Raw genomic sequence first — 12,907 nt, 5'->3', positions numbered from 1 at the left:
CCCAGCGCCGTAGTGTCCGGAACAAGACGCCATCGGCCGGACAACGGCTGGCCAGCGCAGCGTCTGGGAGATCGCACGGCATTTCACGGACCTGAGCGACGCCAGCGTCGATGACGTCGGCAGCTGTGCCCGGATCGGGAGGGCGATCCGCGCACCGCGAGCTGGTCCTGCGCAGCTCGCGGTGCGATGGACCGTGACCGGGCGGAGACAGGCGGTGTTGCTGAAGCCGGACTGTGCCATGGCGGGTGTTGTGGTCAGCGGAGCGCGTGGCGGCCGCCGGGCAGGTCGAGGGTGTGCAGGTCGGTGAGCAGGATGCGGAGATCACGTGGGAGCCGGCACCGGGTCCGGCGGCGCCACAGCGGACGAGGGCACGCCGCGCAGTCGCCGTGGCTGTCGACCAGGTGCTGGTCGAGCAGCACGCGCAGTGCACCGGTCAGGAGCGGAATCCCGGATCGGGCGAGTTGTTCCAGGTCGTCGATATCGCCTTGGAGGGCGACGTTGTCGAAGTCGCGGAGGCGTTCGGTAACGCCATCGGCGAAGGCCTGTGCCAGTACGTAGTTCACGGCTGCTCCTCGGGTTCGTGTGGCTGCTCACGACGGTGGTTCCGGGTCTGGTTCGGGTCTGGTCGGTGGTGGGTGTTTGGCGCCGGTCGTTGGCAGTTGCCGCAGCTTTTTCAGAACGCGTGCCATGACGGCCTGGTCGGGTATGGGGAGAGGGCGGCGGGCGTGCTGTGCTTCGGCGAAGGACAGCACGCGCCGTGCGAGCGGCAGCGGTGGTGTGCGGTAGGGGCGCAGGTCCGCGGCGAGCAGTGCTGCCGCGGGCAGTCTGTGCCGGGGAACCGTGGGGGCGAGCATCACCAGCTGCTCTCGGTCGGGGTCCAGCGATCCGGCCAGCGGCAGGTAGGCGGTGGGCGGGTCAGGGTGGCGGGCGCGGGCGGCGACGGTGGTTTCGCCTTTCCCGCAGTGACAGCGGCAGACGCAGTGTCGTCGGGTCAGGCGCACGGTCCAGGCGGTGACGTCACGTTCCGGTTCGGTGGCTGCCGGTCCCCAGGTGTGCTGGTCGCGGTCGCAGTCGCCGCAGTGGGCGGGATGCGGGTGCATGGCACGGTGGCCTAGCGGCCGAGCCGGAGGAGACGGTGCGGGACGTCAGGTTCGATGACCGGGCGGTGGGCCAGAGGGGCCGGGTCCCGGTCCGTGAGGGGCGCGGTCCGGGACAGCTGTGTCGTGATCATCGGGGATCGTCCTGGCCGGATGCGGCGTGGCGGGCCTCGAGGACCTGAGAGCGCCACATGACGAACCCGTGGTCACATTGGTAGCCGGCCTGTTGCCAGGTCCAGGTGTCGCAGCAATGACCTCCGACAGCGAAGGACACACCGCGCTCGACGACGAGCATGGTGTTGGCGGGCGGGCCAGCGGTCTGGTGTGACACTGGGTTCAGCTCCTCAAAGGTCATGGACATGGCATGGGGTGGGGTGGGTGCTCCGCGCCGGGGCGGGAACGCGCCGGACAGCGGCGGCCGCCTGCGCTGCCCGGCGTCGGGGGCCGTCCGGGGAGCGAGCTGGTCACGGCGCGCGCGGCGCGGAGCACCTGGTCGTGGTGACTGCTGGGGTCGGGAGGTCGCCCGCGGTGCCGTGGGCGAGCCGGATCTCACCCGCTGGTTTCCGGCGGTGAACAGAGGGATGGTTGTGCTGTGGTGGCGGGAGCGGCCGGTCGTTCCTCGGAGGCGAGGGGAAGGGTGTCGAGGACGCGGTCGACGGCGCTTCGCGAGCCCGGGGAGCTGTCGCGCAGATGACGCCACCGCACTCCGCGGACGTCCGGGGCCCGCATGCGCAGGTCGGTGCGGGTGGCGACGGTGGCCATCACCAGCGTCCCGGCCTGCATCACGCCGTGCGCGGTCTGGCTGGTGGCGCCGAGATGATGCACCGGGGTCCGGGGGAAACCCCAGTCCGACAGAAGCCACGTGGCGGCGTGCTCGATCGAACCTTGGGGTACGTGGGGGATCGAGGGCAATTGCCATTCCGGTTCCTGGAAAGGCGGTGTAAGAGTGCATTGCAGGACGTCGTCCTGGTGAATGATGGCCACGATGAGGGAGGTGTCAGTGCTGTCGGAGGTCACGGTGTTCCTCGTGTCGTCGTCTATTTCCGGATCCGTCGCCGGAGGCGGCCGGGATCCGTTGGTGCTGTGCGGATAAGTGGTGGGTAACGGGGTGTCGCTGCCGTGCTTCGAGCGTGCCTCGCCCGCGTCTTCCTCGGAACCCCGTGGTGTTGCAGCCAGTTGCAGCACGCTGCAATTCGCATTGCAGCGCTATTGCAGTTCACGGTTCCGGACGGCACAGTGGAGCGGGATAGGGAGGGCGTAGATAGTGGATTTCCGGTGGACGGCGCAATCGGCGATGGCTCTGAAATCGGCGCTGAACCTGAACCTGGCTACTTTTGCCGAGCATCTCGGGCTGAGCCCCAGCACCGTCAACCATTGGAGCGCGCCCGGATCGTCGGTCACACCGGGCAGGGAAGCTCAGGAGTTGCTGACCGTGGCCTTGAACCAGGCCCCTGGGGAGGTGAGGAACCGGTTCTGGGCCACGGTGGGAGCCGGTGCCGACGACCCGGCCGGCGACTCCGAGCGGCTCGACCTCGGCGGGCAGATCCGGGACGGCGCGAAGCTGTCGATGGCGATGGCCGACGAGGCCGCCCAGCTGGCCTCCAGCGACGAACAGCTGCGCTACCTGCGCGACGAGCTGTGCAGGATCGCCGTCGCCTATGTCCACACGCCACTGTCCACCGTGGTCGACGACCTCCGTGACGCCCAGAAAGCCCTGGCGGCCATCACCCAGACCGCACACCGCCCACGCAGCGCGCAGGAAGCGACTGTCCTGTCCGGAGTGCTGTGCCTGCTGCTCGCGCACGCCAGCCAGAACGCCGGCGACCCCAAAGCGGCGCTGCAGCAGCTGCGATCGGCGAGCACCTTCGCGAACGTCGCGGGCAGCGACGCGCTGCGAGCCTGGACACTGGGCTCCGCGGCACTGATGCTCGAATGGTCCTCGCGACCCGGGGAAGCCGCCGCACGGGCACGAGAAGGACTCCAGTACCCGGTCAGCACGGAATCGCGCCAGCGGCTGCTGGCGATCGTCGCCAGGTCGGCCGCGCGCGCCGGGGACGCCCCGGCCGCGCGCGACGCGCTCGCCCGGCTCGGCGACCTGGACCCGACACCCGCAACCCGTGACGAGGTCGTCGACTTCGGTGGGCTACTCAGTTTCCCGGTGACAAAGCTGACCTACTACCAGGGCGGCGCCCTGACGCTGCTCGGCGACTACGAGCTGGCCGAACGCCACTCCATGACCGCGATCAACGGCTACGAAACCGGCCCCCTGGAAGACCGCTCCTACGGCGACGAGGCACTCGCCCGGCTGGACGTGACCCGCGCCCGGCTCGGCCAGGGCGACGTCACCGGCGCTCTCGCCGCCGCCGAGCCCGTCCTCACGTTGGACGACCAGCTCCGGATCCGGCAGATCGACACCACCATCGGGCTGCTGCGCGCGGACGCGCTTACCCTCGCCGGACGCCGTCACCGTGATGCCGCCGAGCTCACCGACCGCCTCACCGGCTACCTGACCACGGCCCGGCAGGCGCCACGAGCACTACCATCAGCTCGTGCCTGATCTCCCGGACACCGCCGCCCTGGTCCACGCGTGCCGCGAAGCGGGCCTCGCCCCCGGTGACGCGGCCCTGCTGCGGCGGCACGCCACCACCGTCTACCGCATCCCCACCACCGCGGGCCCGGACGTCATCGCCAAGGTCGCCCCGCGCGCCACCCGCCACCGTGCGGAGCGCGCCATCCACCTCACCCGCTGGCTCCGCGCCCACGACTTCCCCTGCACCCAACCAGTCGAGGTCAGCCAACCGATCGACGCCGGCGCCTTCGTCGTCACCTTCTGGAAGCACTACGACCAAACCCAGCGAGGCCTTCCCAGCGCCCGGCACCTCGGAGCACTGCTCCGGCAGCTGCACGACCTTCCCGCACCGCCCATCGACCTGCCCGCGGCCGCGCCGCTACAGCACTTCGCCGACCTCGTGACCTCCTCGGCCACCCTGCCTGACGACGACAGAACGTGGCTGGTGGCCGAACGTCACCGTCTGCTCGCCGAGTACGCCGAACTCGACTTCCCCCTCGGCACCGGCATGCTGCACGGCGACGCCTACCCCGGCAACACCCTCTGGGACGGAAACACCGCTCTGCTCGGCGACTGGGACGAACCCGCCTTCGGCCCCCGCGAACTCGACCTCGCACCCACCCTGCAGGGCGGCATCCGATTCGGGCGCAGCACCGCCGAACTCGACGCCTTCACCACCGCCTACGGCTACGACCCCCGCGACTGGTCCGGCCTTCCCATCCTCACCGGTCTCCGGGATCTGCACACCCTCGGCTCCTTCATCCGCCGCGCCCAACACGGCGACGCCACCGCTGTGAAGGAACTCGACATCCGGATCACGTCCCTGCGCCGACGAGACAACTCCTCCTGGCGCGCCGCATGACCCGACAGCAACGATGAACGCCGTCCACGTCAGCGTCGCCCAAATCCCGCCAATCCACGACAGCGACGACAAGGTCTTCACCACCCGCGACGCCGTCATCGTGCTCGACGGCGCCAGCGCCCACGCACCCGTCCCGGTCAATCCGTCCACCTACGCCCACAGCCTCGGCGGGCACCTTCGCGACCGCCTCGATGACGATCCCGACATCGACCTGGCCGACGCCCTCGCCGACGCGATCACCGCCACCACGATCCAGCTGGGCCTGACCGCCGGTAGATCCCCATCCAGCACAGTGACTACCCTGCGCCACCGCGACGACCACGTCGACGTGCTCATGCTCGGCGACAACCTCGTGATCGCGCCCGGCCGCACGATCACCGATCCCCGGCTCGACCACCTCGACATTCCCGAACGCCGGCAGTACAAGCAGCGCCTCGCCGCCGGCACGGGATTCGACGACACCCACCGCGGACTGCTGGTCACACTCCAGCGCCGGCAAGCGGCCCGCCGCAACCGGCCCGGCGGCTACTGGATCGCGGAAACCGACCCGGCCGCGGCCTATCAGGCCATCCGCGCCACCATCCCCGTCGACGAGATACCATGGGCGATCGTGGCGACAGACGGCGCCTACACACCCATGGAACACCTGGGAATCACCGACTGGCCCGCCATCAGCGCGATGACCGCGGCAGATCTGCACGACATCCTGACCCGCTGCCACACCTGGGAAGGCGACGCCGATCCCGGCGGGCGGACGCTGCCGCGCGCGAAACGCCACGACGACAAAACCCTTGCCGCAGTGCGTATCCAGCCGCAAGCCTGACCCGGTCAACGCAGCCGACCTCATCGTGTGCCACGAAAGTGCGGAATCCGTACCAGCACCGGAACCTCGACGAGGATCACCTAATTCCGCTGTGGAAACAGCGGTCCTGAATCCGTACGACCTGGACCACTTCCGGGTTCGGTACACGTCGTAGGAACCTGGCAGCATGGATTCATGGCCATGGGAGTGCACGCTCAGCATTCCGGACACATCTCACCTGCGCCGAACGCCGAGGCACCACGCTGAGAAGGTAGGGCTTCGTGACATCACGGGTGAACCTGCTGTGGCGGCAGATCATGAACCTGCTGCGGGAACACGCGCCAGCCACCGCCCGCGAGATCCGTCCTCCAGGCCCTGCAGAGGATGTCCGCGAGCTTCAGCGCCGCATCGGACTCGTTCTCCCAGCCGACCTCGTAAGTTGGTGGGCGCTCATGGACGGCATCGTCGATCGTTACGACCAACGGGCCAGTGACCTGGTGCCACCAGCGTACGTTCCCCTCGCGGTACGGCGAGTCCACGAGGAATACCGGCGGATGTCGGAGTCTGCAGCAACAGACCCGACGTGCTGCGGCCCAGGCCAGGTGCACCAGAACCAGGCGGGTGCTGACGGAGGCCCGTTCTGCACTGCGCTTGTGCCCATCTGCCGAGATATCACCGGCGGCACACTGTGCGTGGATTTGCGTGCCGGCGCCGACCACGGCGTGATCATGACGATGGCGCCCGGCGACGGCTTCAGCGCGACCCACTGGGGAAGCGTGACCGAGATGCTTACCGAGATCGCCGAAAGACTGGACGCCTACGCCAGTCGAATCGAACTTCCCTACGGCGAAAAGCACCCTACGGTCAACGACGAGGGGATGCTCCGATGGCCGTAGGAGAACGTGTCCCGCGGGCAGCAGCGCGGCGGTCAGTTACCGCAAGATCTCCCGCAGGTGACTGACCGCCGCTGGCCACCTGCGGGCCTTTGCCACCCTCACCCCGATCCCCGGCATGCCGCACCTGCTATGACCGGCAACGCGAAACAGAGAACTCGCACAATGTCACTACGGAACCTGCTCGGCAGCCCGCACTATCGTTTGGCCGGCGGCCAGCTCTACGACGATCACCGCGCGCGCTCCCAGTGGATCAACCTTCTCCATACTGGCCGGATTGGCAATGGTCGGTGACGCCTCGGGCATCAGCCCGAGCCTTGAGTTCTCGCGCAGACACGTCGATATCGTGGGCTGTCAGTCAGCCACCTGAACCGGCTCATCCGGGAACCGGCCCGAGAGAAGGTGTTCAACGAGGGTAGAAAGGCTTCGCGGCCGACCCACATTTCCTCTTGTTCGCCGATGCCCAGAGCGGCAAGACGGCGTTCCTGCGCGTGCTGGTCAAGCGGATCCAGCACGCCTACTGGCCCGAAGAGGCCCGGATCATAGCGGTCGACTACCGCCGGGGACTGCTCGGCGAAGTCGACGAATACCTGCTCGGCTACGGCACCAGCGACAAGCACAGTTGCGGCCTGCTCGCCGAGGCGGCCGAGGCGCTACTCAAGAGGCTGCCCGGGCCGGACGTCACACTCAAGCAGCTCCGAGCCAGGAGCTGGTGGCAGGGGCCGGTGATCTTTGTGCTGGTGGACGACTACGACATGATCGCCACCCACAAGGCACACCCGCTGATGCCGTTGCTACCGCTGGTCGTCTACGGCTCGGACATCGGCCTGCACGTGGTGCTGGCGAGGCGCACCGGCGGGGCCGGGCGCGGACTGTTCGAGCCGTTCCTCAGCAGGCTGCGCGAGGTTGGCACACCCGGCTTGTTGATGTCCGGCGACCGGGACGAGGGCCCGCTGCTGGGTGGCATGCGCCCTCAGGTGCTGCCACCCAGCAGGGGCTGGCTGATCGACCGCCAGAGGCAGAGGGACCTCGTCCAACTCGCCTGGCAGCAACCGAACGAATAGCCAGCACGCAGCCGATTGCAGTCGTAATCGATTCGACGAAAGCGCGGTTTTCTATGAAGGGTTGCGCGTCACCGAAAGCGGTCGTGCAGGGTGGGACGGATTCCGGGTCCGGCCGGGGGTTCTGCAATTCAGCGGCGGTCGCAGTGCAGTCGTTCACTTGGCAGCCTGGCCGATGTCACGTTGCGGGCGCGCCGTTCGCCACCGCCGCATCTCCGTCGACCTGCGTCAGGCGTCCGGATGGGCGCATTGGGGCGTATTGGTTGATCGCACCAAGGTGTGGCGAGCGTATTCGGACGCTTCGAGGTTGGCGTCGCCGTGGCGGATGTTTCGCGTGATCATCGCAGGGTGACAGTTCCGCCCGACAATGCCAGGCGCCGGCAGCTTCGTGACCAGTACAAGTGGGCCGACCAGGAGAGGCGCGCAGCGGCGCTGCCGATTCGTCGTGAGCAGCTCGCGGCACCCGTCGATTTCGTGGATGGGCTCGTGCTCTCGGAGGGCTGCGACCACACGTTGCGCCATGCCCGGTCCTGGACAGAGGGCCACGATCTCGACTGGAGTCCAGTCGCCGCGGGGCTTGCCGAACTCGGCGGCTACTGCGATTGCGAGGTCGTCATGAACTGCCCCGACGAGCGACGAAGTCGGTTCGTCACGCCAGCCCAGCTGATCGACCACCGGCCACCGGTCGTCTGCACACGCACCCGGATCGGTGATTGGGAAGGCGACCTGATCGTCGGACGCGGCAACAAGTCGGCGGTCGCTACCCTGGTCGACCGCACCAGCCGCTACCTCAAGCTGGTGCACCTGCCCGGCGATCACAGCGCCGCGACCGTGCGCGACGCCCTCATCGCCGCCTTCGGCGGCCTGCTCCCAGACCTCCGGCTCACCCTGACCTGGGACCAGGGATCCGAGCTCGCGCACCACGGCGATATCGCCACCCTGTTCCGCCAGGGCGTGTTCTTCGCTCACCCGGCAAACCGTGGCAGCGCGGGACAAACGAGAACACGAACGGTCTCGCTCGTCAGTATTTGCCCTAACGCAGCGATCTCTCGATCCACACGCCGGCCGACCTGGCCGCCATCGAGCACCGGCTCAGTACTCGCCCACGCAAGCGACTCGACTGGCGAACACCGCTCGAGGTCTTCCAGGCCGCGATGGCATCATAGAGATCGACACTGTTGCGACGATCGCTCGAATCCGCCGGCGTCGAGGGGCACGAGGAGCCCGAACAGCCGCGTCGCGACCCGTCCGTCGGCGAGCAGCGCCGGCTGTTCCGCCACCACCGCCTCGCCGCCGGACCACGGTCGGCTGTCCAGGAGGACTTCGTTGGTCAGGAGCGCGCTGTCGTTGTGCGCGACGAACAGCCGGAGCCCGTGCACCTTACGGCTGAGCTTGTCCGCGCGCAGCGCTTCCAGCAGCCGATCGAGCAGCGGCTCGACGGACGGCACGGTCTCGGCGAACATGTTGATCTGCGCGCCCAGTACCAGCTCGAACGCCCCGTCCGGATGGTCGTACCGCTCGCGCTGGACCTGATCGGCCGCGGCGCCAGGTAGCAGCAATCCGTCGATGAGGGGATGCAACGCCCCGAGGCTGAACATGTACACCGCGCGGCCGATCGCCTCACGCCACGTGGTGCCGTGCCCGGCGAAGCTCTCGACGAGCCACGGCTCAGCCAGCGCTGGATGCGACACGGCGAAGTCGACCTGCGTCATCACCACGCCTTCCGGGGCGGGGTGCACGACGAGTTTTGTCTCGACACGAGTGTCTTCGCCCAGGGGGATGCCGTGTTCGCGGAGGAAAGCTTCGAACGTCGCTTGCGGTGAAGGCACGCCGCCGTCGCCCTCGACGGCCGGTTCGAGGTCCTTGAACAGTACAGGTTCGGCGAGTTCCAGGTCCGTGAGCTGCGATCCGGCGTTCAGTGCCTCGTTGATCACGGCGAACGTGCTGCTGCGGAACGCGATCCGCTCGAATTCCGTGCGGGTCGCGTACTGGGCGCGATCGAACGCCGCCACGAAAACCGGCTCCTGCGCGAGGAGGACCTTTCCGCGGGAGTCGCGCACGGCGTCCGGATACGTGACGTCCGGCAGCAACCGCCGGACGTAGACCATCGGCAGGAAGACCAGCAGCCGCTCGGCCAGCCACGGCTCGACTCCCGCGCCGGTCAGCCGTTCCCAGAACAGGTCGTCGCTCGGCGGCTCGTCGCCCGCGCAGAACGCGGCGATCCCGACCTCGAGCGCGGCATCGAGCCCCCATGATGCGATCACCGCGGAAGTCTAGAGGAGAAGCAACGGTCGTCACGCGGAACCCGTACCGGCTGGAGCAGCATCGTGGCGTGTCTGATCAGCGCCAGCCGGGGACGTGGCTCGACTGCCGTTCGGCATCGGCAGGGGAGGCGGGTGCTGGCTCCACAGTCGTGAAGCCAGCACCCTGGTGGGGTTATGGGGTGGTGTTGATCTGGATGCTGGTCCAGCGTTGGTTGGGGTTGCCAAGGTCGGCCCACTGGCCTACGGGTGTCGCGTTGGCGGTGCCGTTACCGAGGGCTTCGGCGACTTTGGCGGAGTAGACGCTGCGGAGGGCGAGGGTGCCGTTGGCGGCGGTGGTGAATTCCCATTGCTGGTTGACACCGTTGTGGCAGGTGTATTGGGTGATCGAGGTTCCGTTGTTGTAATTGGGGGCAAGGTCGAGGCATTTGCCGGAGTTCTGGTTCTTGAGGTTGTACTTGTTGTCGCCGAGCGGGGTGAGTTTCCAGACCTGCTTGGCGCCGGCGACGCAATCCCAGAGTTCGGTGCCGGCGCTGTCGCGCAGTGCGTCCTGGCCGACGCCGGCGACCTGGATGCACCGTCCGCCGTTGGCGTTCTTGAGCTCGATCGAACCGGGTGTCATGGTGACGGTCTTGTAGTCGATGGTGCTGCCGCTCTCATTGCTCCAGTCGATCCGTCCGTTCTGGAAGACGTTGCGGCGGCCCTTGGGCAGGGGGAGTTCGTCGGTGGTGGGGTAGCCGAGGTAGGACTTCTCGGCGCCGAGGGCATTCCAGCGGGCGCGGATATTGCCGTAGATGGCGTGGGCGCCGGTGGCGGGGTGCCAGTAGATGGCGGTGCCGTTGCTGAAGTTGACGTACTTGCCGACCCCGTCGGAGGCGGTGAGGGTGTCGGATGTCGGCTGCCCGAGGAAACCGGATTCGTAGCCGAGTTCGGCGTACTTCTTGTAGATCTCGCCGTGGACGGCCATGACCCCGTTGGTCTGGGAGCGGTAGAGCGCGCCGGTGGAGAACCGCTGACGCTCGACGCTCGGGACACTCGCCTCGGCGAGCTGGGCCTGACGTTCGCTTTCGATCGGGTGCCCCAGTGGCCCGGTTTCGTAGCCGAGGGCCTTGTGCCGGGCGTGGAAGTCGCCTGTGATGGTGATGCCGCCGATATTGGGCATCCAGTAGACGGATCCGCCGGTGAACCGGTTGTAGTAGCCGGTGCCGTTGCCGAAGCCGGTCTCGTCGGTGGTGGGGTAGCCCAGCGGTCCGGTCACGTCACCGGTTTGGCTCCAGGTGACGCCGATCCCGCCGTGGACTTCGTGGGCGCCAGTGGCCGGGCTCCAGGCGATAAAGAGAGACTCCGCGCTTCCAAAAGCGTAGGAAAGACGAAGTATTTGGCCGTCGGCAGCGGCGGTGTGCGAGTGGATACTGCCGCCGAGGACGTTCGGGCCCCCGAGTGCGAGGAACTTGTCGAGGATGGGGCCGTTGTAGACGACTCCTGTACTGTAGGTGATGCTGGCCACGGGGCGGGTATAGCGGGTGTAGTAGATACGCCCGTGTTCGTGCTCACGGTAGCCGAGGTTGTTGGTATCCAGTACCGGGTCTGCGATTGCTCGCCCGAGACGCTCGCGGGCGTAGTTGTCGCGGCGGTAGGTCAGGTCGAACGGTGACGGCGGCACTGGGGTGTCCACTTCCCATCCGGTGCCGGCATAGCTCTTACCCTCCGGGTAGAGGTAGAGCCTGTCGTTTCCCTTGGGGCTGAACAGGATCATGAGGGGATGGAGGCACCATGTGGCCTCGTCTTTGAACGCGGGTGTGCCATCGGTGGGAGAGACGGTCACATAGGCCTCTTGCGGGCTGCCGCCTCCTCTTTTGTTCTTGTCCCAGCGGAGGTAGTTGTTGGGACGGGCGGTCGACTGTAGCGAGAAGCAGGTGGGGTCGGAGAGCCCGGGTTCGATCTTCCACGCCTGTTCGGGGTGGTTACCCGGTTGCCACAGGGTGAGCGTTGCGCGGCCGTTGGAGTCGGTGAGGTAAGCGTTATTCGATACTGTAGAGAAGGTTCTCAGGGACTGGGATAGGTTCTGGTCTTGGCCGACGCGCAGGAAGCGTTCTCGGTCAACCGGCGATCCGCCCAGCGCGGTGTCGGCGGCGGTGACGAGCGCGGGGTGAAGTCGGCTCTTCTCTGCGCGGGTGCGGATCTCGGTGATCTGGCGGACGTATTCCTCGTCGCGTTTGCGGAGTGCGTTGTCGATGTCGCGTAGGTGGGCGTCTTTGGCGCCGTGGTCGATGAAGGCTTTCCAGTCGGCGGGGTTGCGGCTGCGGACGGCGGCTTCGGCGGCTCCGTGGACTTCGGTGTCGCGTGGTGCGCGGCTCCAGATCTCGATGACGAAGTCTTGGTCGCTGAGGTTGACCAGGGCGGTGTCGCCGCGGATGCCGAGGGCGTGCCAGGCGGCGTTGGCCTTGGCCTCTCGTGCGCGCTCGGCCGCTTTCTCCGCTTCGGATTTGGCCTCGTCCTCCCTGATCAGCCGGTCGACGTCCTTGCTGTGCTCGTCGAAGACTCCGACGGTGAGGAAGGTCCACTGTGCTTCGGCGGTGCCGCTCAGCGCGGCCCGGGCTGCCTCCTTGACCGCGGTGTCCTTGTGGTTGTCGGCGTGGAGGTCGAGGTAGACGATGAACTCATAGACCGACTTCCCCAGGACGGTGTTGTCGGCCGGGATGCCGAGCAGGGCGGCGGCTTTGGCTTTGGCGGTACGTTCCTCTTCCTGCCGGGCGCGGCGCTCGGCCACGATCGCCTGATCCTGGACGTTGGCCGCGGCCATGCCGGACTTGATGAACGTGGTGCAGGCGTCGTCGCTCTCGCCGAGAGCGGCGACGGCGGCGTCCTTGACCTTCCGGTGCTCGGGCTCGAGCGGCTTCTGCTTGTCCAGGTCGTCGGCCGCGTAGTACATGGCGGCGGTGAAGTTGCGGTCGGTGAGGATCAGCAGTTCCGGGCCGGCGACGATGCCGAGAATGGCGGCTGCTTTGGCCTTTTCGGCATCGGTGGACTGCGCCAGGGTGGCCTTTGGTGCTTGCCGAGCCGGTTTCTGGGGAGCCCCGGGCAGCGCGCCGACGGTCAGGGGCATCGGAGCCGGAGGCGTCGCGGCCGGTGGTGTGGCGGGGCTTGGGGCCGCAGGTGTGCTGGGGCTGACGTCAGGTGCGGCGGTGGCTGGTGCGGCGGCGAGCATGCTGAACGCCATGACGGCTGCGGTGAACACCGCGGCCGACCGTCCTGGATGTTGTCGCGGCAGGCGCGATGCCGCTGTCGATCTACCGGAACGTCTCACAACTAATCCCCCTCTTGATGGCATGATGATTGAATCAAATGGTGTATTACCGCTC

The 12,907-nt window shown here is 67.6% G+C and carries 10 protein-coding genes and 1 pseudogene; 6 read left to right on the top strand and 5 right to left on the bottom strand.

All coding sequences use genetic code 11. The features are described 5' to 3' along the window. Positions 1-254: 254 nt before the first annotated feature. The 3 genes from LCL61_RS28355 to LCL61_RS28345 form a co-directional block, all read right to left on the bottom strand. Positions 255-563, bottom strand: a complete 309-nt coding sequence (locus LCL61_RS28355; RefSeq protein ID WP_340682562.1) for a hypothetical protein — start codon at positions 561-563, stop codon at positions 255-257. Positions 564-590: 27 nt separating this feature from the next. Continuing rightward, positions 591-1,100: a hypothetical protein gene (locus LCL61_RS28350; RefSeq protein ID WP_340682561.1), complete on the bottom strand. Its 510-nt coding sequence runs from the start codon at positions 1,098-1,100 to the stop codon at positions 591-593. A gap of 546 nt (positions 1,101-1,646) precedes the next feature. Continuing rightward, the gene (locus LCL61_RS28345; protein WP_340682560.1) at positions 1,647-2,282 is read right to left on the bottom strand and encodes a hypothetical protein; all 636 of its coding nucleotides are present in this window, start codon (positions 2,280-2,282) and stop codon (positions 1,647-1,649) included. Between the two features lie 109 nt (positions 2,283-2,391). Here LCL61_RS28345 and LCL61_RS28340 point away from each other — a divergent pair, with 109 nt between their 5' ends. From LCL61_RS28340 to LCL61_RS42695, 6 genes and pseudogenes are all read left to right on the top strand, one after another. Further along, positions 2,392-3,654 (top strand): hypothetical protein, encoded by a 1,263-nt coding sequence (locus tag LCL61_RS28340; protein ID WP_340682559.1) that lies wholly within the window; start codon positions 2,392-2,394, stop codon positions 3,652-3,654. After that, entirely contained in the window at positions 3,647-4,528 is an 882-nt protein-coding gene (locus LCL61_RS28335; protein ID WP_340682558.1) for a phosphotransferase enzyme family protein, read from the top strand. The genes LCL61_RS28340 and LCL61_RS28335 overlap by 8 nt, the downstream gene beginning before the upstream one ends. Before the next feature lie 13 nt (positions 4,529-4,541). Then, positions 4,542-5,351: a hypothetical protein gene (locus tag LCL61_RS28330; protein ID WP_340682557.1), complete on the top strand. Its 810-nt coding sequence runs from the start codon at positions 4,542-4,544 to the stop codon at positions 5,349-5,351. Positions 5,352-5,611: 260 nt separating this feature from the next. Then, positions 5,612-6,226, top strand: a complete 615-nt coding sequence (locus LCL61_RS28325) for an SMI1/KNR4 family protein (protein WP_340682556.1) — start codon at positions 5,612-5,614, stop codon at positions 6,224-6,226. 446 nt (positions 6,227-6,672) lie between these two features. Further along, entirely contained in the window at positions 6,673-7,287 is a 615-nt protein-coding gene (locus LCL61_RS28320) for a hypothetical protein (RefSeq protein WP_340682555.1), read from the top strand. A 276-nt stretch (positions 7,288-7,563) separates the two neighbouring features. After that, a pseudogene (locus LCL61_RS42695) lies at positions 7,564-8,202 on the top strand (IS30 family transposase); the annotation flags it as partial. Between the two features lie 242 nt (positions 8,203-8,444). Here LCL61_RS42695 and LCL61_RS28310 read toward each other — a convergent pair. Both LCL61_RS28310 and LCL61_RS28305 read right to left on the bottom strand, forming a co-directional pair. Next, positions 8,445-9,548: a DUF6348 family protein gene (locus LCL61_RS28310; protein ID WP_340682554.1), complete on the bottom strand. Its 1,104-nt coding sequence runs from the start codon at positions 9,546-9,548 to the stop codon at positions 8,445-8,447. 172 nt (positions 9,549-9,720) lie between these two features. Then, positions 9,721-12,783: an RICIN domain-containing protein gene (locus tag LCL61_RS28305; RefSeq protein WP_340682553.1), complete on the bottom strand. Its 3,063-nt coding sequence runs from the start codon at positions 12,781-12,783 to the stop codon at positions 9,721-9,723. Positions 12,784-12,907: the final 124 nt, after the last annotated feature.

The organism is Amycolatopsis coloradensis, assembly GCF_037997115.1.
Classification (GTDB): Bacteria; Actinomycetota; Actinomycetes; order Mycobacteriales; family Pseudonocardiaceae; genus Amycolatopsis; species Amycolatopsis coloradensis_A.
This window is presented reverse-complemented; position numbering and strand designations above follow the sequence as displayed.

Coding starts and splice junctions, on each gene's coding strand:
- LCL61_RS28350 (WP_340682561.1), bottom strand. CDS start 1,100: ATGCACCCGCATCCCGCCCACTGCGGCGACTGCGACCGCGACCAGCAC.
- LCL61_RS28340 (WP_340682559.1), top strand. CDS start 2,392: ATGGCTCTGAAATCGGCGCTGAACCTGAACCTGGCTACTTTTGCCGAG.
- LCL61_RS28330 (WP_340682557.1), top strand. CDS start 4,542: ATGAACGCCGTCCACGTCAGCGTCGCCCAAATCCCGCCAATCCACGAC.